Source organism: Pseudacidovorax intermedius, from assembly GCF_001476815.1.
GTDB lineage: Bacteria > Pseudomonadota > Gammaproteobacteria > Burkholderiales > Burkholderiaceae_C > Xenophilus > Xenophilus intermedius_A.
In genome coordinates this window covers 15131-38586 of the sequence record NZ_LDSL01000181.1, presented here as the reverse complement: position 1 = coordinate 38586, position 23456 = coordinate 15131, and the positions used below count along the sequence as shown (strand labels likewise).

The following is a 23456-nucleotide window of genomic DNA, read 5'->3' as shown; positions in this document are numbered from 1 at the left end:
CCGACCAGCCGGTGTGGGGCGCGCTCTACGGCCGCATGCTGCTGGACAACGGCGCCACCGTCGACGCCGCCTTCGGCGCCCGGCCGCTGTACGAAGCCGACCTGCTGGTGCGGGTGAAGAGCAGCGCCATCAACCAGGCCCGCACGGCGGCCGAGGTGCTGGCCCAGGTGGACCAGATCATTCCCTTCATCGAGTTACCCGACCTGATGGTGGAAACGCCTGCCCGGCTCGATGGCCCCGGCATCACGGCCATCAACGTCGGCGCGCGGCTGGGCGTGCGCGGCACGCCGCTGGCCGTTCCGGCCGACGCGGCGGCGCGCGACCGCCTGCTGGCACAGTTGCGCGACATGGACGTGCGGCTGGTGGACGGGCAGGGCGCCGCCCTGGGCGGCGGCAAGGGCCGCGACGTGCTGGGCCATCCGCTGCATGCCGTGGTGTTCCTGGCCATCGCCCTCAATGCGGAGGGCACGCTGCTGCAGCCGGGTCAACTGCTGAGCCTCGGATCCTTCTCGGCGCTGTTGCCCCCGCGACCGGGCCTGCGCGCGACTGTCCACTACGATGGCGTGCCCGGCCTGCAGCCGGTGTCCGTGCAGTTCCGCTGAGTCCCATTTCCGCCCCTCATGCTCCCTGATCCATCGATCACCGCCGGCCTCACGCCCCGCATGGCCGGGGTGGTCGAGCGCATGCTGCGCGCCGACCATCCGCCGCTCCACGCCCTCACGCCCGCCCAGGCCAAACAGGCCTACGAGAAGGGCGCCGGCGTGCTGGAGGTGCCCAAGCCCGAGCTGGCGCGCATCGACGACGTGCACATCCCGGCGCGCGACGGCACACGGCTGTTCGCGCGGCTCTATGCGCCGTCGGCGGCCCGGTTGCCCGTGCTGCTGTACTTCCACGGCGGCGGCTTCACGGTCGGCAGCGTGGCCACGCACGACACCCTGTGCCGCGTGCTGGCCCAGCGCTCGGGCTGCGCGGTGGTCTCGGTCGACTACCGCCTGGCGCCGGAGCACCGCTTTCCCACGGCGGTCGACGATGCGTGGGACGCCTTCCAGTTCATGGCCGGGCCGGGCGCCGAGGCGCTGGGCCTGGACGGCAGCCGCCTCGCCGTGGGCGGCGACAGCGCCGGCGGCACGCTGGCGGCGGTGTGCGCCATCCAGGCCCGCGATGCCGGCCTGCCGCTGGCGCTGCAGCTGCTGATCTATCCCGGCACGGGGCCCTCGGCCGACACCGATTCCTACCGCCGCTTCGCCGACGGGCCGGTGCTCACCAAGGCGCTGGTGGACTGGTTCTTCGCCCAGTACATCGACATGGCGGACCGCCACGACTGGCGCTTCGCGCCCCTGCTGGCCGACGACCTGGACGGCGTCGCGCCGGCCTGGATCGGCCTGGCCGAACACGACCCCGTGGTCGACGAGGGCGTGGCCTATGCCGACCGGCTGCGGCTGGCCGGCGTGCCTGTGGCGCTGGAGATCTACCGCGGCGTGATCCACGAATTCATCAAGATGGGCCGCGCCGTGCCCGAGGCGCAGCAGGCCCATGCCGACGCCGCGCACGCCCTGGCGCAGGCCCTGCAGCCGGAACGACCATGAGCACCGAGACCTCCCCCCGCCGCAGCGACTTCCGCTTCTTCCACCGCCTGCGCGTGCGCTGGGCCGAGGTGGACATGCAGAAGATCGTCTTCAACGCCCACTACCTGATGTACTTCGACACCGCCATCGCCGACTACTGGCGTGCGCTGGCGCTGCCCTACGAGGCGTCGATGCACGCGCTGGACGGCGACCTCTACGTGCGCAAGGCGACGGTGGACTTCCGCGCCTCGGCCCGCCTCGACGACCTGCTCGACGTCGGCATGAAGTGCGTGCGCATCGGCAATTCGTCGCTGGTGTTCGAGGGGGGCCTGTTCCGGCAGGACCAGTTCCTGGTCGGCTGCGAGCTGATCTACGTCTTCGCCGATCCGGCCACACAGACCTCGCGCCCGGTGCCACAGGCCCTGCGCGACGTGCTGCTGGGCTACGAGGCCGGCGCGGCGATGACGGAGGTCGTGACCGGCGACTGGGCCACCCTGGGCGGCGTGGCCGGTCCGTTGCGCCGCGCCGTGTTCGTCGACGAACAGGGCATTCCCGAGGACATGGAATGGGACGCGGACGACGCCACCAGCCTGCACGGCGTGGCCCGCAACCGCCTGGGCCGGGCCGTGGCCACCGGCCGCCTGCTGCCCGCCGATGCCGAGGGCGTCGCACGCATCGGCCGCATGGCCGTGGACCGCGTGCTGCGCGGCCAGGGCCACGGCGAGCAGGTGCTGCGCGCCCTGGAGGCCGCCGCCCGGGCGCGCGGCGACAAGGCCGTCGCCCTGCATGCCCAGCGCAGCGCCGAGCGCTTCTATGCGCGGCTGGGCTATGCGCCGGTGGGAGAGCCGTTCGAGGAAGCGGGCATTGCGCACATCACGATGCAGCGGGTGCTGTAAGCGTGGCCGCTCGGGGCGCAGTCGTGCTGGCCGCGTCCGAGCGGCAGCACCGTCAGCACCATCGGCCGCGTCCCGGCCGTTCGAACACGAAGCGTCCGGCAGGTGGCGGTTCGATCCGGGTGGACCGCGCCGTCTCCCTGGCGCCATCGGCCCGCTCCCTGCTTCGACGTCACGAAGCGACCTCTTGACGCTTCACCGTTAGCCGCCGCTGCGGACCAGGTGCAGAAGCGCTCCTTGGCGATTGGTACCCGTCTTCTCGAAAACCCGCCGCAAGTGGCATCGAAGCGTTTCGTAGCTCCTTCCTTGGTGATCGGCGATCTGCTTGAGGCTATGGCCGTCCGCCAGAGCACGAACCAGCTTGGCTTCAGCCGAGGTCAAGCCAAAAGACGCGCAGACCGACCAGAGTTGATCGGAATCGACAGGAGCGGGCCGGTGTACGAACAGGACGGCAACGGCACTTGATCGATGGCGCTGCACCAGGGGAAGGGGCTGCACCCTGATGACGATTGGTGCCTTGCCCCTGCGTTGAACCACGATGCGATCGATAGGGGTGTCATCATCAGCACTGAGGATCGTCGCCGGCGAGCGACAACGAAACAGGGCAGCCTCCAGGGCGTTGTTGGCGGCCGAGTCTCCAAGGCGAAGCAGGTTGCCTAGCGTCACCGATATCCCGTCGCCTTCCCGGATCACCGCATGGGCGGCGCGATTCGCCGAAACCACATGCCCGCTGGCGCTCAGCAGAATCACCGCGTCTGCGACCTGATCCAGCGCACTTTGCAGTTGGCTGTGAGACTGCAGCGCAGTCCCAAGTCTCTCCTCGGTGCCACACGCTCGCCTGATGTGGGGAAGCAACACGGCCAAACGGCGCCGCTCTTCGGCTTGGGGCGGGCAGTCTTCCTTTTTGAAGTGCACGGCAAGCGCGACCCACGGCGAGCCATCGGCGCCTCGGCGAACCCAGGTGTTCAGTGAGTCGAACGTGCCCCAGGGTTGCAGAAAGTCGGCGAAGAATGGCATGGCGTTCAACTGCCGCGGCGTCCAGAAATCGCTGTCCGCCATGATGGTGCCCTGGGCCATCGGCATGTACAGCTGCGTCAGCCGTGGGTTCTCGTTCAACGGGTCGCCCATGAAGTCGGAGATGTATCGCAATACGAATGGGTCGACGTGGGCGGGATGGAAGCCGACGTAGTCCAGGGTGTCTGGATCGAACTTGTTGAGATCGGCCGCCCGGGCGCCGACGAAATCGCAGACGGATTCGAGGGCCAAGCTCCAGGCCATGTCCCCCGAGCCGGCAGCGTGAATGCAGTCGATGGCGTTGAGGAGCTGATGCTCGTAGCGCGTCGTCGATGATGAGATCGTCATGAACAAGGGCCCGACGTATCCAATTTGTGTGGTACGGCTTCTTGGTCCGGGTCCGGCGAGTCAGTTGAGACTGCGCAGCAACGCCAGCAGCGCCGATTGCCGCCCGGCGCCCGTCTTGGCCAGGATGTTGCGCATGTGCGTGCGCGCCGTCTCGTAGCTGATGCCGCGCTCCGCGGCCATCTGCTTGAGGTTCTTGCCCAGCATCAGCGCATCGACCACCTGCAGCTCGGTCCCGGTGAGGCCGTAGGCGGCGCGCAGCGCGTCGAGCTTGTCGCTGGTGGCGGGTTCGATGGTGGCCAGGAAAACCATGGCCACCGCCGCGGCGCGCTCGCGCTGGCCACGGCCCAGGGGTTGCACCGTGAGGACGACCGGGCTGCGCCCCGGCCTTTCGACCACGATGCGCGCCACGGGTGGCGGCATGGCCCGGTCGAGCAGGGCGATGGTCGAGAGGCACTGGGCCAGCGCGGCGTGGAGCTGGGTGCGCGGTTCGGCGGCGTCGACGGTGAGCACGTCGCGCACATCCAGGCGGATGCCGCCGCCCGCCGCAAGCACCTTGTGCGCCGCCGCGTTGGCGTGGACGACCCTGGCCGCGCGGTCGACCAGCACCGCCGCCTCCTTCATCGCGTCCAGCGTGGTCGCCAGGTCGGAACTGTGGCGCTGCGTGGCGGCCAGCACGTCCTGCACGTTGCAGGCGCGGCGCAGGTGGGGCAGCAGCAGGGCGACACGGCGCCGGTGCTCGGCGCTGGGCGGGCAGTGCGCCCTGGCGTAATGGATGGCCAGTGCCACCCAGGGGCGCCTGTCATCGGTGCGCCGGACCCAGGCGTGCAGCGAGTCCCAGGTGCCCCAGGGATGCATGAGCCCGCTGAAGAAAGGGATCGCGCGCATCTCGTCGGCCCGCCAAACGTCGCTGTCGGCCATGACTTGGCCTTCGACCATGGGCAGGTAGATGGTCGAGGCCCGCGGATTGCCGTAGACCGTGTCGTTGACGAACTCTTCGAGGTAGCGCTGCACCACCCATGGGTCGATGCGCCCGTGGTAGTAGGCCATCTGCTGCATGAGCACCGAGTCGACCACGTTGAGGTCGGCCGCCCGCGCACCGACGAAGTCGCACAGCAACTCCATCACCCGCACCCAGCTCACGTCATTCGTGACGGCGGCATGGATGGCTTCGACGGTGCCGAGCAATTGCTGCTCGTAGCCCGGTATGCCTGCGGCCATGGATCCCCCGACTTGTTTTCCTGCGCCGATGGTAGGAAATGCCGTCGCGGGGTGGCTACCCCAAATGCAGTAGGCGGCGTGCGCGCGCGGGGTCGCTCAGTCGGCCCACCGCTCGCGCACCGCCTCGATCTCCGGCCGCAGCCGCAGGAAGGCCGGCACCAGCTCGGGGTCGAAATGCCGGCCGGCCTGTTCCTGCAGGTGTGCGAAGGCGCGGTCCAGGCTCCAGGCCGGCTTGTAGGGCCGCACGGAGGTGAGGGCGTCGAACACGTCGGCGATGGCGACGATGCGTGCCGCGAGCGGAATGGCCTCGCCCTTCAAGCCCTCCGGGTAGCCGGTGCCGTCCCAACGCTCATGGTGGCACAGCGCGATGGTGCGGGCCATCGCGAGCAGGGGAGAGGCATGCTCGCCGATGATGTCGGCGCCGATGCGGGCATGGGTGCGCATCACCGCCCATTCCTCGGCGTCCAGGGCGCCGGGCTTGAGCAGGATGGCGTCGGGGATGCCGATCTTGCCGATGTCGTGCATGGGTGCGGCAAGCAGCAGGTCGTCGGCCCAGCTCTCGCGGCAGCCGATGGCGCGGGCCAGGGCCTGGGCGAAGTGGCTCATGCGGATCACATGGCGGCCGGTCTCGTTGTCCTTGTATTCGCCGGCGCGGCCCAGGCGCTGCACGATCTGCAGCTGCGTGGCCTGGAGGTTCTGCAGGGTGACCAGCTTCAGGTGGGTGCGCACGCGCGCCCGCACCACCTGCGGCCGCACGGGCTTGACCACGAAGTCCACCGCGCCCAGTTCGAAGCCGTGGGTCTCGTCGTTCACCTCCGACAGGGCGGTGACGAAGATGACGGGGATGTTGGCGGTCTGCGGATCGGCCTTGAGCTGGCGGCAGACCTCGTAGCCGTCCATGCGCGGCATCATCACGTCGAGCAGCACCAGGTCGGGCTGGTGCTCGCGGGCGGCCGCGATGCCGCGGGCGCCGTCGGTGGCGAAGAGCAGCCGGTAGCCGTCCTCCTCCAGCACCTGCCGCAGCACGTGCAGGTTCGTGGGCTCGTCGTCCACGAGCAGGATGCGCGGCCGGCTTTCAGCCTTGAAGGGCATGGTCGGCTCCCTGGCGCGCGGCGGCGTCCAGCGCGGCCTGCAGCATGGCCACCTGGGCGGCGGCCTGGTCGAAATCGAAGCGGTCGAGCGCGGTCTGCAGCAGCGTCAGCGCCTGGCGCGGCAACTGCTGCTGCAGCCGGGAAAGTGCCGCCTCGTTCAGTTCCAGCTGGGCGACGGCCTGGCCGAGCGCCTGCAGCGCGGCGCGCGCCTCCTCGCGCGCCGCTGCATCCAGCGCGGCAAGCTGCGCCGCCGTGTCGCCGGGGCCGGCGCCCGCGGCGTCGTCGGCTTCCAACGCATGGGCCACGGCCTGCAGCTGCGCCGCCAGCGACTGCAGCGCCGTCTCGCAACCAGGCAGGTCGCCGCGCCGGGCGAGTTCCTCCAGTTGCGTCGCCTGCGTCTGCAGCGGCCGCAGGCCGAGGTTGCCGGCGGCACCTCGCAGGGCGTGGGCGGCCTGGCCCAGCGCTTCGGCATCGCCCTGGGCCAGCAGCCGCTGCCACTGGACCGGCAGCCCGCCGCGCTGGCGCAGGAAGCGGCGCACCGCCTGCGCATGGTTGGCGCCGCCGCCCCACAGCCGGGCGCCGGCGTCCCAGTCCACCGGCGCCGCCGCCGCCTGGCTGCCGTCGCCGTCCTGCAGCGGGACCGGCGGCGGCGCGTCGGCGCGGATGCGCTGCTGCACGTCCAGTACCCTGGCGATCTCGTCGAGCAGGCGGTCCAGGTCCAGCGGCTTGCCGCAGAAGCCGTCCATGCCGGCGCTGGTGGCGGCGGTGCGGTCGTGTTCCATGACGCTGGCCGACAGCGCGATCACCGGCACCGGTGGCCGGCCGTGCTGGCGCTCCAGCGCGCGGATGCGCCGGACGGCTTCCAGGCCGTCCATCACCGGCATCTGCACGTCCATCAGCACCAGGCCGAAGGCATGCGCCTGGCAGGTGGCCACCGCCTGCGCGCCGTTGCGCGCCACCTGCACCCGGTGGCCGAGCCGCTCCATGTTCAGGCGCATCAGCTCGATGTTGTCTTCCACGTCGTCCACCACCAGCACGTCCAGCGTGGGCAGGTCGCGGCGAGGTGCCGCCTCGCGCGGCAGCGGCGCGTCGGCCGGGGCCATCGGCAGCCAGACGTGGAACAGGCTGCCGACGCCCTGCGTGCTGCTCACCTCGATGCCGCCGCCCATCAGCTGGGCCAGCTGGCGCGAGATGGTGGTGCCCAGGCCGGTGCCCCCATAGCGGCGCGTGGTCGAGGCGTCGGCCTGCGCGAAGGCGTCGAAGATGCGGCCCAGGTGCTCGGGTGCGATGCCGATGCCGCTGTCCTCGATCCGCAGGTGAAGCTGGCCGTTGTCGTAGCTGGCGCGCAGCGCCACGCTGCCCTTGGCGGTGAACTTGATGGCGTTGCCCACCAGGTTGACCAGGATCTGCTGCACGCGCAGCGCATCGCCCATCAGGTGGTCGGGCAGGCTGTCGTCCAGGTGCAGATCGAGGGCCAGTCCCTTCTTGGCGGCCGCGATGCCCAGCGAGGCCAGGGCCTGCCGGCACAGCTCGCGCACCGAGAAGGCCGCCGGCTCCAGTGTCACGGCGCCGCGATCCAGTTTGGCGGTGTCCAGGATGTCGTTGAGCAGCCGCAGCAGCGAGCGGGCCGCATAGTGCACCGTGCCCATGTAGCGCGCCTGGTTGGGATTCAGCGGCGTGTTCTGCAGCTCTTCGGTGAAGCCGATGATGGCGTTCATCGGCGTGCGGATCTCGTGGCTCATGTTGGCCAGAAAGGCGGTGCGGGCCACGGCGGCCGCCTCGGCCTGTTCCTTGGCCAGGCGCAGTTCGGCCTCCATGCGCTTGCGGGCGGTGACGTCGGCCACCAGCTTCACCACCTTGTAGGGCCGGCCGTCGATGTCGAGGATGGGGTTGTAGTGGCCTTCCACCCAGACCTCGCGGCCCTGGCTGTCCAGGCGCAGGAACTCGCCGCCGACCAGGCGGCCCTCGGCCAGGTCCCGCCACATCTGCCCGTAGGCGGCGCTGCGCACCAGCTCGGGCGGGCAGAACATCGCATGCTTGCGGCCCACGATGTCCTCCTGCCGGTAGCCGAAGATGCGCAGATAGATCTCGTTGGCGCGGCGCACGGTGCCGTCCAGGTCGTATTCCACCCAGCCCATGGACCGGTCGATGGCCTCCAGCGTGCCGGCGTACTCGGCGTCGCGGGTCTGGATGTCGGTGTGGTCCATGATCACGGCGTCCACCCACTGCAGCTGCTGGCGTTCGTCGAACACGCCGCGGCCGGTCTCCGACACCCAGCGCAGGCGGCCCTGGGCGTCGCGCAGCCGGTACTCGTGGAAGTACGGGCAGTGCAGCTTGAGGGCCTGGGCCATGGCGGCGTGGTAGGCCTCGCGGTCCTGCGGCTCGATCAGGTCGCAGAAGGTCACGCGGCGCGCCAGGAAGTCCTCGCTGCCCCAGCCGGTCATGGTCCGCACCGCCGCGCTCATGAAGATGGGCGAGAAGGTGGGGTCGCCGCTGCGGCGGAAGCACACGCCGGGCAGGTTGCTGACCATGGAGCGCAGCAGTTCGTCGCTCGCGCGCAGCGAATGCTCGATGCGCCGCCGTTGCGAAATGTCGGCCAGAAAGCCGACGAAGAGGAAATGCTGCGGCGTCTGGGCCCGGCCGACCGCCAGGCGCACCGGCAGCGGCCGGTCGTCGCGGTGCCGCACCTCGAGCTCGCGTCCGGTGTCCGCCGTGCCGGCCTGGTCGTCGGCCAGGTAGCGGGCAAGGTAGCGCGCCAGCACCCGGGGCGGTGCGCTGCGGTAGGGCTCTGGCATGAGCAGGCCGACGCTGCGGCCGACGATGTCCTCGCTCGCCCAGCCCAGCAGTCGCACGGCCGCGCCGTTGACCGAATGCACGAGCCCTGACGCGTCGACCATGACGACGGCGTCCACGGCGGTGTCGAGCACGGCGCGCAGCCGGGTCTCGTTGCGCTGGGCGTCCAGGTAGAGCTGGCGCCAGGCCATGCCGGCATTGAATAGCAGCACCAGCAGACCCAGTGCCAGGGTGGTGCCCACGATGCCCGCCACCAGCCAGGGATGCTCGTCGCCGCCCGACGCCGCGAGCTGCGTCGCCGGCACGGTGAAGCGCATGGCGCCCATGGCCGTGTAGTGCATGCCGGCCACCGAGCAGCCCATGACGAGGCCGGCCACGGGGGTGATGGCCCAGCCGGGCAATTGCCACTGGCGCAGGCGGAAGCGCACCGACAGCGCGGCATACGACAGCACGACCGACACGCCCACCGCCAGCGCCACGCCCAGCGGCGCATAGCGGATCACGCCCTGCAGTTCGCTGGCCGCCATGCCGGAGAAATGCATCAGCCCGATGCCCACGCCCATGAGGGTGGCGCTGACCATCAGGCGCGCGCGCGAGATGTCGCGCCGCATCAGCACGCCCCACGCCATCAGCGAGGCGGCCAGGGCCGGCATCGCCGACAGCATGGTGATGGTGGGCGAGAAGCCGTTGGCCGCACAGGGCGCGAAGGCCAGCATGCCGACGAAATGCATCGCCCAGATGCCGCCGCCCATCGACAGCGCACCCGTGGCCAGGGCACAGGCACGCACCAGGCGGGACCGGCTGCGCCGGGCGACGGCGGCGATGTGCAGCGCCATCATCGACATCAGGACGGCGATGAGGACGGAGACGAGGATGAGCCAGGGGTCCATCCAGTCGAGCAGGGGCAGGCGCACGCCCTCGCCCTGCCAATCGAAGAAATATTGAAGCGCCACGGAACGCCCGAAGCGCCCTCGCGGCGCTCAGAAAATGTTCAGAATACGTAACAGTATGCTAAATATTTTCATATTTGTGTTGGGCGCACCGGAAAAGTACGACTTAGGTGTACTTGCTTTTTCGGGCGAGCGCGGCTGGCACTGGCCGGGTCTGACAAGACCGTGGGCGGGGCGCCCCGGCCGCTTCGACCTGCCGCGGTTTCTCAGAGGTCTTCGAGCAGCGGATAGGGCAGCGGCTGCACGTCCAGCGCCACCTCGCCCACCCGCAGCCCGCCGGCAGCCAGGGCAGCGGTCTGGAGCGACACGAAGGCGGCCCAGCCCTGTCCGTCCGGCGCCGGCGCGGCGGCCGCCACGGTGCCGACGGGCTGGTCGGCATCGGCGGCGGCGAACACCTCCTGGCCGGCGGCCAGCGGCGCCGGGGCCGTCACCACGTAGCCGCGGCGCTTGAGCGTGCCGCGGAACTGGCTGCGCGCCACCACCTCCTGGCCCGGGTAGCAGCCCTTCTTGAAACTGACGCCGCCCACCGACTCGTAATTGAGCATCTGCGGCACGAAGGCATCGACCACGGGCGCGCTGATCGGCACCACGCCGCTGCGCACCTCGCTCCAGGCCCAGGCGTCGGCGGCGAGTTCGTTGCCCTGGGGCGCGGCATGGCCGGCCGGCGCCACCCACAGCGCGCGCGGCACGCCCTCGCAGCCGTGCAGGGCCACCACGGTCGCGCCGTCGGCCGTCGCCTGCCGCTGGCCGGGCGTGGCGGCCGGGTCGGCGCCCGCCGCGGCGATGGCGGCACCCGCCAGGCCGCGCACCGCGTGCTCGGCCGTGGCATCCACCAGCTTGACCTTGGCCCGCAGCACGAACATCGACAGGCGCTTGAGCGTGGGCGCCAGCAGGTCCTGCGCGCACACCAGCAAGAACTGCTCCGGCGCCTGCCGCCAGGCGATGAAGCTGGCCAGCATCCGGCCCTTGGGCGAGCACAGCGCCGCCAGGCGGGCGGCGTCGTCCTTGAGCAGCAGGAAGTCCTGCGTCAGCTGGCCGTGGAGAAAAGCCGCCGCGTCCGGGCCGTCGGCGCGGATCACGCCCAGCGTGGCGAGGGGCGGCGTCACACCTTGAAAAAGGGGAGGGGTCATGCCCTGAATTATCATGGCCGGCTGCCGGCCGCACCCCGGTCGGGGCCATCGCCGCCCGGCTGCCGCCGCCTTGCCGACGGGCCGTTCGCGCCCCGCCGTTTCCCTCCGACGTCCCTCTGAAACCCTCACCCGCCGTGCGCCGCTTCCTCGTCACCATGTTCCTCCTGGCCATGCTCGCAGCGCTGGCCGCCGGGGGCTGGGCCTGGTGGTGGCTGCACCAGCCGCTGAAGCTGCCGGCCGCCAGCGTCGACCTGTCGGTGGAGCCCGGCACCACGCCGCGCGGCGTGGCCCAGGCGGTGGCCGACACGGGCGTGGCGGTCGATCCGCGGCTGCTCTACGCCTGGTTCCGCCTGTCGGGGCAGGACCGGCAGATCCGCGCCGGCAGCTACGAGATGGATGCCGGCGTCACGCCTCGGGGCCTGCTGGAGATCCTGGTGCGCGGCCGCGAGGCGACCCGCAGCCTGGTGCTGGTCGAGGGCTGGAACATCCGCCAGGTGCGCGCGGCGCTGGCCAAGGCCGAGATGCTCAAGCCCGAGACGGCCACCCTCTCCGACGACGCGTTGATGGCACGCCTGGGCCGGCCCGGCCAGCATCCCGAAGGCCGCTTCTTCCCCGACACCTACACCTATTCCAAGAATTCCACCGACCTGGCGGTGCTGCAGCGGGCCATGCGCGCCATGGACCGCAAGCTGGAGGCCGCGTGGGCCGCCCGGGCGCCCGACCTGCCGCTGAAGTCGCTGGAAGAGGCGCTGATCCTCGCCAGCATCGTCGAAAAGGAAACCGGCAAGGCCAGCGACCGTGCCGAAGTGGCCGGCGTGTTCGTCAACCGCCTGCGCGTCGGCATGCCGCTGCAGACCGATCCGACCGTCATCTATGGCCTGGGCGCCGCCTTCGACGGCAACCTGCGCAAGCGCGACCTGCAGGCCGACACGCCCTGGAACACCTACACCCGCGCCGGCCTGCCGCCCACGCCCATCGCCATGCCAGGCAAGGCCTCGCTGCTGGCCGCCGTGCAGCCGGCGCGCACCAGGGCGCTCTATTTCGTGGCCCGCGGCGACGGCACCAGCCAGTTCAGCGAGACGCTGGACGCGCACAACCGGGCCGTCAACAAATACCAGCGAGGCGGCCAGTGAGCATGACCGGTCGGCAGGCGGCCCCCGGGCTGTTCATCAGCCTGGAGGGCATCGACGGCGCGGGCAAGTCCAGCCACATCGCGTCGCTGGAGCGGCTGTTCGCGCAGGCCGGCCGCGCCGTGGTGCGCAGCCGCGAGCCCGGCGGAACGCCGCTGGCCGAATCGCTGCGCGCGCTGGTGCTGAACGAGCCCATGGACCCGCTCACCGAATCGCTGCTGGTCTTCGCGGCCCGCCGCGACCACGTCGTGCAGGTGATCCGCCCCGCGCTGGCCCGCGGCGACGTGCTGCTGTGCGACCGCTTCACCGACGCCACCTTCGCCTACCAGGGCGCCGGCCGCGGCTTCGACCTGGACGTGCTGGCGACGCTCGAGCGCTGGGTGCAGCAGCCCGACGGGGCAGGGGGCGCGGCGCTGCTGCAGCCCGACCTGACGCTGTGGTTCGACCTCGCCCCCGAGATCGCCGCCGAGCGCTTGGCCGGTGCGCGCCTGCCCGACCGCTTCGAGGCCCAGCCGGCCGACTTCTTCCGCCGCGTGCGCGCGGGCTATGCCGCCCGCGCTGCCGCCGAGCCCGGGCGCTTCGCCCGCATCGACGCCGCCGCCAGCCGCGAGGCCGTGGGCGCCGCCGTCGAAGCCGCCATCCGGGAGCGCGGATGGCTGGCGTGAACGAGGCACCCGTCCTGTCGCCCTGGCTGGCCCGCGCCCGCGACCAGCTCCTGCGCCAGCGCGGCCATGCACTGCTGCTGCAGGGTCCGTCTGGCCTGGGCCAGTACGACCTGGCCATCGCCCTGGCCGCCGCCTGGCTGTGCGAGCAGCCCACCCCCGACGGGGCCTGCGGCCATTGCCCCAGCTGCCATGCCATCGCCGTGCGCACCCATGCCGACCTGGCCGTGCTGATGCCCGAGGTCGCGATGATGGAACTGGGCTGGCCCATCGACGAGAAGGCGCAGGCCGAGATCGACGACAAGAAGCGCAAGCCCAGCCGCGAGATTCGCGTCGAGGCCATGCGCGACGCGGTCGGCTTCGCCCAGCGCACCAGCGGGCGCGGGCGGGGCAAGGTGGTGCTGGTCTATCCGGCCGAGCGCATGAACGCCATCGCGGCCAATGCGCTGCTCAAGACCTTGGAAGAACCCGTCGGCGACGTGCGCTTCGTGCTCGCCACCGAGGCCGCCTGGCAGCTGCTGCCCACCATCCGCAGCCGTTGCCAGGCCTACACGCTGCCCTGGCCGGCCGAGGGCGAATCCGAAGCCTGGCTGGCCGCGCAGGGCGTGCCCGTGGCCGAGGCCCATGCGCTGCTGCGCGCCGCGGGCGGCCGGCCGTCGGACGCATTGCGCCTGGCGCGCGGCGGCACCTCGGCCAAAGCCTGGTCGCTGCTGCCCCAGGGCCTGCGCCGCGGCGACGTCACGGCCCTGGCCGACCAGGCGCCGCCCGCCGCCATCGACACGCTGCAGAAGCTCTGCCACGACCTGATGGCCGTGGCCGGCGGCGGCCAGCCGCGCTTCTTCGATGCCGACGCGCTGCCGCCGCCGCCCACGGCGCCAGTGCTGGCGCGCTGGTCCGCCTCGCTGCTCAAGGCGGCGCGCACGGCCGAGCATCCGTTCAACGCGGGCCTGATGATCGAGGCCCTGGTGAGCGAAGCCCAGACGGCCTTGAATGCCGCCGGCGCTTCCGCCGCCCGCAGCCCGAGACGCGCATGACCACACCCGCCGCCACATCGCCGACCGCGCCGCGCCCGAGCGTCATCCAGCTCGCCATCAAGGAGAAGGGCGCGCTCTACGCGGCCTACATCCCGCTGTTCGCCGAGGGCGGCATCTTCATCCCCACGGCGCGCGAGTACCGGCTGGGCGACGACGTCTACGTGCTGCTGAGCCTGCCGGACGACCCGCAGCGCTATCCCGTGGCCGGCAAGGTGGCCTGGATCACGCCGCCGCAGGCGGCCGGCAACCGTTCGCCCGGCATCGGCATCCGTTTCCCGGGCGACGAGAAGTCGCACCAGCTCAAGGCCCGCATCGAGGAGATCCTCGGCGCCAGCCTCGGCTCGGACCGGCCCACGCAAACCCTGTGAGCGGGGCGCCTGCGCGCGCGCCGCCATCCCTCTTTCCGCTGCCATGTTCGTCGACTCCCATTGCCACCTCACCGATCCTTCGCTGCTGGAGGACATCGACCGCATCCGCGCCGACATGGCGCAGGCCGGCGTCGACCGCGCCCTGTGCATCTGCACCACGCTGGAGGAATTCGACGCCGTGCAGGGCCTGGCCGCGCGCTTCGACAACGTCTGGGCCAGCGTCGGCGTGCATCCGGACAACGAGGACGTGCGCGAGCCGGACGTGGACGCGCTGGTGGCGCTCTCGGCCCGGCCCAAGGTCATCGCCATCGGCGAGACGGGCCTGGACTACTACCAGATGGACAGCCGCAAGGGCGGCCGCAGCGTGGCCGACCTGGACTGGCAGCGCGAGCGCTTCCGGGTGCACATCCGCGCCGCGCAGCAGGTGGCCAAGCCGCTGGTGATCCACACCCGCGAAGCCTCGGCCGACACGCTGGCGATCCTGAAGGAAGAGGGCGAGGACGGCCGCGCGGGCGCCGCCGGCGGCGTCTTCCACTGCTTCACCGAGACGGCCGAGGTGGCGCGCGCGGCGCTGGAGCTGGGCTTCTACATCTCCTTCTCGGGCATCCTGACCTTCAAGAACGCCCAGCACCTGCGCGACGTGGCCGCCTTCGTGCCGATGGACCGCATGCTGATCGAGACCGACAGCCCCTATCTCGCGCCGGTGCCCTACCGCGGCAAGACCAACAATCCGTCGTACGTGCCCTACGTGGCGGAGCAGATTGCCAGCCTGCGCGGCCTGGCCGTGGAGGCGGTGGCCGAGGCCACCAGCCGCAATTTCGAACAGCTTTTCAAGGTGACCGCGCCATGAGCCATTCCACCCGCGCCCCCATCGGCCGCCGCATGGTCCTCGCCCTCGCGGCGGCGCTGGCCGCCGCCTCCTGCGCCACGGCCAGCCCCAGCGACGACTTCTTCCGCGCCGTCATCAGCGACAACCCCGGCGCCGTCGAACGCCTGCTGCGCCAGCCGGGCTTCGACCCCAACCAGCCCGACCCCAAGGGCCAGACCGGCCTGATCCTCGCGCTGCGCGAGCCCTCGCCGCGCGTGGCCAAGGTGCTGATCGCCTCGCCGCGCGTCAACGTCGATGCCGCCAACCGCAGCGACGAGACGCCGCTCATGATGGCCGCGCTCAAGGGCCAGCAGGAGTACGTGAACCTGCTGCTGGCCCGCGACGCGGCGGTGAACAAACCCGGCTGGGCGCCGCTGCACTATGCCGCCACCAACGGGCACGTGGCCATCATGAAGCAGCTGCTGGAACAGAGCGCCTTCATCGACGCGCAGTCGCCCAACGGCACCACGCCGCTGATGATGGCCGCCATGTACGGCAGCGCCGATGCGGTCAAGCTGCTGCTGGACGAAGGTGCCGACATCGCCATGAAGAACGAACTGGGCATGACCGCGCTGGACTTCGCCAGGCGCGGCAACCGGCCCGATGCCGTGGCCATGCTCACCGCCGCAGCGCAGCGGCAGCCGCGTCCGGCGGGCGCCGGCAAGTGGTGAGCGCGGCCGGTCGCCTCGGCCACGGTTGATGTCCGGCCGGGCGCTGCCCGGTGGTACGGCGCGCCTAACACTTTCGAATTCAACTGTTCTGTGGCTGACGCTTGACGCGGAAAATTGCTTGCGGGGGGCCGCATGCGATGGCCCAATCGCCCGCAAGCCGCCGCTGGTGGCCGCGTCGTTCCGGTCGGCTTCTGGTGGCCGCCCCGCCTCCGCGGCCCCGAGATTCCGTTCCGCGGCCGGCCGTGCGCCGGCCGCCGTCCCGTCTCTATGAGTTCCCTTTCCGACACCGCGTCGCCCGCGCCGGGCGAACCCCTGGCCGAGCCCGAATTGCAGCGCATCGTGCGCTACGAGCAGATGGTGGCCGTGCGCCACAGCGTTCTGACCGCCATTCCCGTCAACCTCGCGCTGAGCGTGGCGGCCGCAGGGATGGCGCACTACGCCGGCAAGACCATGCTGGGGCTGGCATGGCTGGGCCTGTCGGTCGTGGTCAACCTGCTGCGTGCCATCGTCTGCCGCATGCCCTGCCGGCCGCCGAGCGGTGCCGTGCCGACCGAGGCAGCGCGGGCACCCGCGCGTTCCTGGTGGGCGACGCGGCCCGTGGAATGGCACCTGAGCGCGAGTTGGCTGTTCGGCCTGGCGTCGGGCCTGGTGTGGTCGGCGGTCGCGGTGCTGTGCGAGGGCTACACCTCGCCGCAGACGATCTTCTATCTCACGGTGGTGTGCGGCATCTGCGCCGGCTCGGTCACCCACGGCATCGCCTACGGCCGCGTGCCGCTGGCCTTCATCACGCCGCCGCTGCTGACGGCCGCGGTGTGCCTGGGGCTGGCCGGCGACGTGGAGCGGCGCATGCTGGCGCTGACCACGCTGCTCTACCTGGGGGCGCTGGCCCGCAGCGCTTTCCAGAGCGAGGCGGCATTCCGGCACGGCAGCCAGTTGCGCAACGAGGCCACGGCCCTGGCCCAGCGGCTGCAGCACGCGCATGCGGCCTCGCAGGCGGCGGCCCTCGAACTGCAGTTCCGCGCCACGCACGATCCGCTCACGCGGCTGCTCAACCGCGACGGCTTCACCGATGCCGCGACGCAGCGCCTGGCCGCCGCCGGCGACCGTGAGCAATGCCTGCTGCTGCTGGACCTGGACAGCTTCAAGGCCATCAACGACGTGTTCGGCCATGCGGCGGGCGACCGCGTGCTGCAGGACGTGGGCCACTGGCTGGACGGAGAGACGGCGCCGCTCGATGCGCTGGTCGGCCGCTGGGGTGGCGACGAGTTCGTGGTGCTGTACGACCTGTGCAGCCCGGCGCCCGCGGCCGAGGCGGTGGCGCGCGGGCTGACCCAGCGCATCGCCAAGGCCAGCCCGCGCCACAGCGGCACCCTGGGCGCCAGCGTGGGCCTGTGCGTGGGGCAGGGGCTGGACGTGAACGACATGCTCAGCTTCGCCGACGAGGCGCTCTACAGCGCCAAGCACGAGGGCGGCGCCAGTTTCCGCTTCTTCGACCATCGGCTGCAGCAGTCGCTGCGCATCCGCCGCGACGTGGAGCGCGACCTGGGGCTGGCGATGGACAGCGGCGCCGTCGTGCTGTGGTACCAGCCCATCTTCACCGCCGCCGGCCAGCTGCACAGCTTCGAGGCGCTGCTGCGCTGGCTGCATCCGCGGCACGGCTGGATCTCGCCGGAGAAGGTGGTGCATGCGGCCGCGGCCACCGGCCTGGCGCAGCGGCTGCTGTGCCACGTGCTGGCGCTGGTGTGCGCCGCCTCGCGCCGGCTCGACGCGCTGGGCCTGGGCCATCTGCCGCTGGCCATGAACATCTCGCCGCGCGAGATGGCGCACCTGGACGTGGACGTGCTGGTGCTCGACGCGCTGCATGCGCACGGCGTGTCGGCGCGCCGGCTGCAGATCGAGATCACCGAGGAGGTGGCCCTCGACGCCGAGAACACGCAGGCCAAGCTGGCCCGCCTGAGCGCCGCGGGCGTGGCCATCGCCATCGACGATTTCGGCGTCGGCTATTCCTCGCTGGCCTCGCTGCGCGGTGAGCACGTGCGGCAGGTCAAGATCGACCGCAGCTTCGTCTTCGGCCTGCACGAGTCCCAGGACAACCGCCTGCTGGTGGGCACCATCCTGCAGATGGGCCGCTCGCTCGGCATCGACGTGGTGGCCGAAGGCGTGGAGCGGGAGGAAGAACTGGCCGCGCTGCGGGCCCTGCACTGCCCGCTGATGCAGGGTTACCACCTGTGCCGTCCGGCGCCGCTGGACGACATCCTGCAGCGCACGCAGATGCAGACCGGCGTCTGAGAAGGTGTGAACGGCCCCGCGCTGGACGTCAGGCGAGGGTTTGCTGCGTCAGCGCCCGCCGTGCGGCCTTGGCGATGGCCACTGCATCCACACCGAAGAAGTCGCGCAGCGCCGCCCGCGTGTCGCTGCGCCCGAAGCCGTCGGTGCCCAGCGTGAGGTAGCGGCGGCCCTCGGGCACGTAGGCGCGGATGGACTCCGGCACCGCGCGGACATAGTCGGTGGCGGCGACCACCGGCCCTTCGCTCGCATCCAGCAGCCGGGTGATGAAGGGCGCGACGGTGACGACCGGGGCCTCGCTGGTGAGCAGGCGCGTCTCGCAGGCCAGGCCCTCGCGCGACAGTTCGCTCCAGCTGGTGATGCTGAACACGGTCGCCTCGATGCCTTCCAGGGCCAGCGCCTGCGCGGCCTTGACCACCTCGGTCAGGATGGCGCCCGAGCCCAGCAGCGTCACGCGCTGCGTCGCCGTGGGCGCGCCTTCCGGGCGCTGCCAGCCGTCGTAGCGCCAGCCGCCGCGCAGCAGGTCCTCGTGCGCGCTGGCGGGCACGTCGGGCTGGGCGTAGTTCTCGTTCATCAGCGTGATGTAGTGGAAGACGTCCCGCTGCTCCACCAGCATCTCGCGCATGCCCGCATCGACGATCACGGCCATCTCGCCGGCGAAGGCCGGGTCCCACGCACGGCAGTTGGGAATGGTGGCCGCCACCAGGTGGCTGCTGCCGTCCTGGTGCTGCAGGCCTTCGCCGCCCAGCGTGGTGCGGCCCGAGGTGGCGCCCAGCAGGAAGCCGCGCGCCCGCTGGTCGGCGGCGGCCCAGATGGCGTCGCCCACGCGCTGGAAGCCGAACATCGAGTAGTAGATGTAGAAGGGCAGCATGGCCAGGCCGTGAACGCTGTAGCTGGTGGCGGCGGCCGTCCAGCTGGCGATGGCGCCGGCCTCGCTGATGCCTTCCTCCAGGATCTGGCCGTCGATGGCCTCGCGGTAGCTCAGGACCGAGCCGATGTCCTCCGGCGCATAGCGCTGGCCGACGCTGCTGTAGATGCCGACCTGCTTGAACAGGTTGGCCATGCCGAAGGTGCGCGCCTCGTCGGCCACGATGGGCACGATGCGCGGGCCCAGCGCGCCGTCCTTGAGCAGGTTGCCCAGCAGGCGCACGAAGGCCATGGTGGTGCTCATCTCCTTGCCCGCCGCCTCGGTGGCGAAGCGGGCGTAGCTGTCCAGCGGCGGCACCGGCAGCGTGTCGCAGTCGGTGCGCCGCTGCGGCAGGGCACCGCCCAATGCCGCGCGTCGCTCGCGCAGGTAGCGCATCTCGGGGCTGTCCTCGGCCGGCTTGTAGAAGGCGAGCGAGGTGGCCTGTTCGTCGGAGAGCGGCAGGTTGAAGCGGTTGCGGAAGCCGATCAGGTCGGCCTCGTCCAGCTTCTTCTGCGAATGCGTGGTCATGCGGCCCTGGCCCGCCGTGCCCATGCCGTAGCCCTTCTTGGTGTGGGCCAGGACGACGGTGGGCCGGCCGCGGTGGGCGGCGGCCGCGGCATAGGCGGCGTGGATCTTCACCAGGTCGTGGCCGCCGCGCTTGAGGCGGTCGATCTGCTCGTCGGTCATGCCCTGGGCCAGGCGCTGCAGGGCCTCGTTCTGGCCGAAGAAGTGGTCGCGGTTGAAGCGGCCGTCCTTGGCGGCGAAGGTCTGCATCTGGCCGTCCACCGTCTCGGCGAAGGCGCGCAGCAGGGCGCCGTCGGTGTCGCGGGCGAACAGGCCGTCCCAGTCGCTGCCCCAGACCAGCTTGATGACGTTCCAGCCGGCACCGGCGAAGAGCTTCTCCAGCTCGTCGATGATGCGGCCGTTGCCGCGCACCGGGCCGTCCAGGCGCTGCAGATTGCAGTTGACCACCCACACCAGGTTGTCGAGCTTCTCGCGCGCGGCCAGCGTGAGGGCGCTCATGGATTCGGGCTCGTCCATCTCGCCGTCGCCAAAGAAGCCCCAGACCTTGCGGCCCTCGCAGTCCAGCAGGCCACGGTGCGTGAGGTAGCGCATGAAGCGCGCGTGGTAGATGGCGCTGATCGGCCCGATGCCCATGGAGCCGGTCGGGAACTGCCAGAAGTCCGGCATGAGCCAGGGATGCGGATAGCTCGACAGGCCCTTGGCGCCGTGCAGCGGCGCCGTGATTTCCTGGCGGTAGTGGGCCAGGTCGTCTTCGCCCAGGCGACCTTCGAGGAATGCCCTCGCATAGACGCCGGGCGCGCTGTGCGGCTGGAAGAACACGAGGTCGCCGCCATGCGTCCGGGTGCGGCCCTGGAAGAAGTGGTGGAACCCGGTTTCGAACAGGTCCGCCGCGCTCGCATAGCTGGCGATGTGGCCGCCGAGTTCGCCGTAGGCCTGGTTGGCGCGCACCACCATCGCCAGCGCATTCCAGCGCATCAGCGAGCCCAGGCGCTCCTCGATGGCCAGGTCGCCGGGGAAGGGCGGCTGGCGGTCCACCGGCACGGTGTTGGCATAGGGCGTGGCCAGTTCGGGTTGCCAGCCGATGCGGTGGGTGCTGGCAAGGCGTGCCAGTTCGTCCAGCAGCCAGCGGCCGCGTTCGGGACCCTGGGCCTGCAACAGGGCGACGAACGCCTCGCGCCATTCGGCGGTTTCGACCGGGTCGGCGTCGACGTCGGCGGGTGAGGATGGCGCCTTCGCACCGGTGGGCTGCAGGAGGGTGCGGGGCTGGGCGGTCATGCGATGCACTGTAGGTGCAGCCGGGGGCGGCGCGATGTCGGATTTGGACGCATGGCCCTGCCATGCCGGTGGCTTTCCCGCTTTAAGCCGCGCCTAAGCACGTGCTTTCACAGTCACGCCATCGCAAACCCCACCCCAGCTCTAGGAGGCTGACACATGAACACCCAATCCATCCTGCAATCGCCCAAGCGTCTGGTGATTGCGCTGGCTGCGGCCGGCGTGCTCGGCGCGGCCGCCGGCGGCGCCTACACCAGTGCCCATGCCGTGGGCTCGGCGCCCCAGCCGCCGGTGGTGGCCGCGGCGCCCATGGTGGCGCCCATCGCCGCGCCGGACTTTTCCGTCATCACGGCCCAGCAGGGCCCGGCGGTGGTCAACATCAGCGTCTCGGGCATGACCAAGACGGCGCTGGACGGCGACGACAGCGGCGGCGGCAACGGCCCCGCCATGCCGCCCGGCATGTCGCCCAACGATCCCTTCTACCAGTTCTTCCGCCAGTTCGGCGGCGTGCCCGGCCAGCGGCAGGCCCCTCAGCGCGCGGTGCCCACGCGGGCCGAAGGCTCGGGCTTCATCCTCTCGCCCGACGGCATCATCCTGACCAATGCGCACGTCGTGGACGGCGCCAAGGAAGTGACCGTCAAGCTGACCGACCGGCGCGAGTACCGCGCCAAGGTGCTGGGCGCCGATCCCAAGACCGACGTGGCCGTGCTGAAGATCGACGCCAAGAACCTGCCCACGGTGAAGCTCGGCAATCCCAAGGACCTGAAGGTGGGCGAATGGGTGCTGGCCATCGGCTCGCCCTTCGGCTTCGAGAACAGCGTGACGGCCGGCGTGGTCAGTGCCAAGGGCCGCTCGCTGCCCGACGACGGCTTCACGCCCTTCATCCAGACCGACGTGCCGATCAACCCCGGCAACTCGGGCGGCCCGCTGTTCAATGCGCGCGGCGAGGTGGTGGGCATCAACTCGCAGATCTACAGCCGCAGCGGCGGCTACCAGGGCGTGTCCTTCTCGATCCCGATCGACATCGCCATGCACGTGAAGGACCAGATCGTCGCCACCGGCCATGCGAGCCATGCCAAGCTGGGCGTGGCGGTGCAGCAGGTCAACCAGGCCTTCGCCGATTCCTTCAAGCTCGACAAGCCCGAGGGTGCGCTGGTGTCGAACGTCGAGAAGGGCGGCCCGGCCGACAAGGCGGGCCTGAAGTCGGGCGACGTGATCCTGAAGGTGGACGGCCAGCCCATCACCACCTCCGGCGACCTGCCGGCCATCATCGGCCAGATGGCGCCGGGCGAGAAGGCGAAGATCGAAGTCTGGCGCGACGGCAGCGCGAAGGAGCTGACGGCGCAACTGGGCAACGCCAGCGACAAGACGCAGGTGGCCAAGGCCGACGAGACCGTGGCCAAGGGCAAGCTGGGCCTGGCGCTGCGGCCGCTGCAGCCGCAGGAGCAGAAGGAGGCCGGCGTGGCCGGCGGCCTGCTGATCGAGGACGCGCGCGGCCCCGCGGCCAATGCCGGCATCCAGCAGGGCGACGTGCTGCTGTCCATCAACGGCACGCCGGCCAAGAGCGTGGACCAGGTGCGCGAGACGGTGGCCAAGGCCGGCAAGTCGGTGGCGCTGCTGATCCAGCGCGGCGACGAGAAGATCTTCGTGCCTGTCAACATCGGCTGAGGAGCGCCGATGCCGCGGGCGCGCCGGCAGCCGCCGGCGCCTGCCTGCACCAGGGGCCGTGCAGCGCCGTGGGCGCTGTGCGGCCCTTTTTTTTTGTCGAGGCCTTGCACATCGGCGTGGGCTGCCGTGGCAATGGCCAAACGGGCCAGCGGGCCGGTGCGGCCACAGGTGCGCATGTGCGCGCAGCAGCCAGGTAGGACGGCGCCGCGTCTGCCCTCTTGGAGCCGTCGGCTTCAGGCTCCTCTAAGCCGTGGTTCGCAGCATGAAGGCTCGTTCTTCACCTGTTCTTCCACTGCCATGAACGCCTCCGACCTTCGCGAACGCGCCTTTGCCATGCCCTTCACCAGCCCTGCCTTTCCGCCGGGGCCCTACCGCTTCGTCGACCGCGAATTCATGGTGATCACCTACCGCACCGACCCCGACGCGCTGCGCGCCGTGGTGCCCGAGCCGCTGGAGATCGCCGAGCCGGTGGTCAAGTACGAGTTCATCCGCATGCCGGACTCGACGGGCTTCGGCGACTACACCGAATCGGGCCAGGTGATCCCGGTGCAGCTGCGCACGGCGCGGGGCCTGGAGCAGGGCGCCTACGTGCATGCCATGTACCTGAACGACCACCCGCCCATCGCCGGCGGGCGCGAACTGTGGGGCTTTCCGAAGAAGCTGGCCACGCCGCGCTTCGCCTACGAGATCGACACCATCGTCGGCACGCTGGACTACGGCGCGGTGCGGGTGGCCACGGCGACGATGGGCTTCAAGCACCGCACGCTTGAACACGGCCCGATCCTGGATGCCATCGCACAGCCCAACTTCCTGCTCAAGATCATTCCGCACGTCGACGGCACGGCCCGCATCTGCGAGCTGGTGCGCTATCACATGGTCGATGTACAACTGAAGGGCGCGTGGACCGGCCCGGGCTCGCTGGAGCTGCACTCGCATGCGCTGGCGCCAGTCGCGCAGCTGCCCGTGTTGGAGGTGCTGTCCACCGTGCACTACATCGCCGACATGACGTTGGCGCTCGGTACCGTCGAGCTCGACTACCTGAAGTGACATCGCGCCGGCCGCG

At 71.0% G+C, this 23456-nt stretch carries 18 protein-coding genes; 12 read left to right on the top strand and 6 right to left on the bottom strand.

Annotated features, from left to right (window positions below):
- The 3 genes from NS331_RS26855 to NS331_RS23215 form a co-directional block, all read left to right on the top strand.
- Positions 1–602, top strand: a 602-nt coding sequence (locus tag NS331_RS26855) for a 2-keto-4-pentenoate hydratase (RefSeq protein ID WP_193758187.1), incomplete at its 5' end; no start/stop codon positions are given.
- A gap of 18 nt (positions 603–620) precedes the next feature.
- Positions 621–1586 carry an alpha/beta hydrolase gene (locus NS331_RS23220; protein ID WP_058644297.1) on the top strand — a complete coding sequence of 322 codons (966 nt, stop codon included), beginning with the start codon at positions 621–623 and terminating at the stop codon, positions 1584–1586.
- A complete protein-coding gene (locus NS331_RS23215) occupies positions 1583–2461 on the top strand; it encodes a YbgC/FadM family acyl-CoA thioesterase (protein ID WP_058644296.1) in 879 nt (292 codons plus the stop codon). Before NS331_RS23220 ends, NS331_RS23215 begins: the two co-directional genes overlap by 4 nt.
- Positions 2462–2659: 198 nt before the next feature.
- On the opposite strand, the gene NS331_RS23210 is transcribed toward NS331_RS23215, so the two are convergent.
- The 5 genes from NS331_RS23210 to ygfZ form a co-directional block, all read right to left on the bottom strand.
- Positions 2660–3826 carry a helix-turn-helix transcriptional regulator gene (locus NS331_RS23210; RefSeq protein WP_058644295.1) on the bottom strand — a complete coding sequence of 389 codons (1167 nt, stop codon included), beginning with the start codon at positions 3824–3826 and terminating at the stop codon, positions 2660–2662.
- Between the two features lie 54 nt (positions 3827–3880).
- Positions 3881–5038 (bottom strand): helix-turn-helix transcriptional regulator, encoded by a 1158-nt coding sequence (locus NS331_RS23205; RefSeq protein ID WP_058644294.1) that lies wholly within the window; start codon positions 5036–5038, stop codon positions 3881–3883.
- Between the two features lie 96 nt (positions 5039–5134).
- Complete coding sequence (locus NS331_RS23200) at positions 5135–6130, bottom strand: response regulator (protein ID WP_058644293.1); 996 nt, start codon at positions 6128–6130, stop codon at positions 5135–5137.
- Positions 6114–9875 carry a PAS domain S-box protein gene (locus NS331_RS23195; protein ID WP_242873865.1) on the bottom strand — a complete coding sequence of 1254 codons (3762 nt, stop codon included), beginning with the start codon at positions 9873–9875 and terminating at the stop codon, positions 6114–6116. The genes NS331_RS23200 and NS331_RS23195 overlap by 17 nt, the downstream gene beginning before the upstream one ends.
- 203 nt (positions 9876–10078) lie before the next feature.
- A complete protein-coding gene (gene ygfZ, locus NS331_RS23190) occupies positions 10079–11002 on the bottom strand; it encodes a CAF17-like 4Fe-4S cluster assembly/insertion protein YgfZ (protein ID WP_058644292.1) in 924 nt (307 codons plus the stop codon).
- 134 nt (positions 11003–11136) lie between these two features.
- Between ygfZ and mltG the strand changes: the two genes are divergently transcribed.
- From mltG to NS331_RS23155, 7 genes are all read left to right on the top strand, one after another.
- Positions 11137–12135: an endolytic transglycosylase MltG gene (gene mltG, locus NS331_RS23185; RefSeq protein ID WP_058644291.1), complete on the top strand. Its 999-nt coding sequence runs from the start codon at positions 11137–11139 to the stop codon at positions 12133–12135.
- Positions 12136–12137: 2 nt separating this feature from the next.
- A complete protein-coding gene (tmk, locus tag NS331_RS23180; protein ID WP_058644290.1) occupies positions 12138–12797 on the top strand; it encodes a dTMP kinase in 660 nt (219 codons plus the stop codon).
- Positions 12794–13828 (top strand): DNA polymerase III delta subunit-related protein, encoded by a 1035-nt coding sequence (locus NS331_RS23175; protein WP_242873864.1) that lies wholly within the window; start codon positions 12794–12796, stop codon positions 13826–13828. The genes tmk and NS331_RS23175 overlap by 4 nt, the downstream gene beginning before the upstream one ends.
- Complete coding sequence (locus NS331_RS23170) at positions 13825–14196, top strand: PilZ domain-containing protein (RefSeq protein ID WP_058644288.1); 372 nt, start codon at positions 13825–13827, stop codon at positions 14194–14196. Before NS331_RS23175 ends, NS331_RS23170 begins: the two co-directional genes overlap by 4 nt.
- Positions 14197–14239: 43 nt before the next feature.
- Positions 14240–15046 carry a TatD family hydrolase gene (locus NS331_RS23165; RefSeq protein WP_058644287.1) on the top strand — a complete coding sequence of 269 codons (807 nt, stop codon included), beginning with the start codon at positions 14240–14242 and terminating at the stop codon, positions 15044–15046.
- Positions 15043–15735 (top strand): ankyrin repeat domain-containing protein, encoded by a 693-nt coding sequence (locus NS331_RS23160; protein WP_058644286.1) that lies wholly within the window; start codon positions 15043–15045, stop codon positions 15733–15735. Before NS331_RS23165 ends, NS331_RS23160 begins: the two co-directional genes overlap by 4 nt.
- A gap of 267 nt (positions 15736–16002) precedes the next feature.
- Entirely contained in the window at positions 16003–18024 is a 2022-nt protein-coding gene (locus NS331_RS23155) for a putative bifunctional diguanylate cyclase/phosphodiesterase (RefSeq protein ID WP_058644285.1), read from the top strand.
- A 28-nt stretch (positions 18025–18052) separates the two neighbouring features.
- On the opposite strand, the gene mdeB is transcribed toward NS331_RS23155, so the two are convergent.
- The gene (gene mdeB, locus NS331_RS23150) at positions 18053–20728 is read right to left on the bottom strand and encodes an alpha-ketoglutarate dehydrogenase (RefSeq protein WP_058644284.1); all 2676 of its coding nucleotides are present in this window, start codon (positions 20726–20728) and stop codon (positions 18053–18055) included.
- A 156-nt stretch (positions 20729–20884) separates the two neighbouring features.
- On the opposite strand from mdeB, the gene NS331_RS23145 reads away from it, so the two are divergent.
- Together NS331_RS23145 and NS331_RS23140 are read left to right on the top strand one after the other, a co-directional pair.
- Positions 20885–22393 carry a DegQ family serine endoprotease gene (locus NS331_RS23145; protein WP_058644283.1) on the top strand — a complete coding sequence of 503 codons (1509 nt, stop codon included), beginning with the start codon at positions 20885–20887 and terminating at the stop codon, positions 22391–22393.
- Positions 22394–22690: 297 nt separating this feature from the next.
- Positions 22691–23440, top strand: a complete 750-nt coding sequence (locus NS331_RS23140) for an acetoacetate decarboxylase (RefSeq protein ID WP_058644282.1) — start codon at positions 22691–22693, stop codon at positions 23438–23440.
- Positions 23441–23456: the final 16 nt, after the last annotated feature.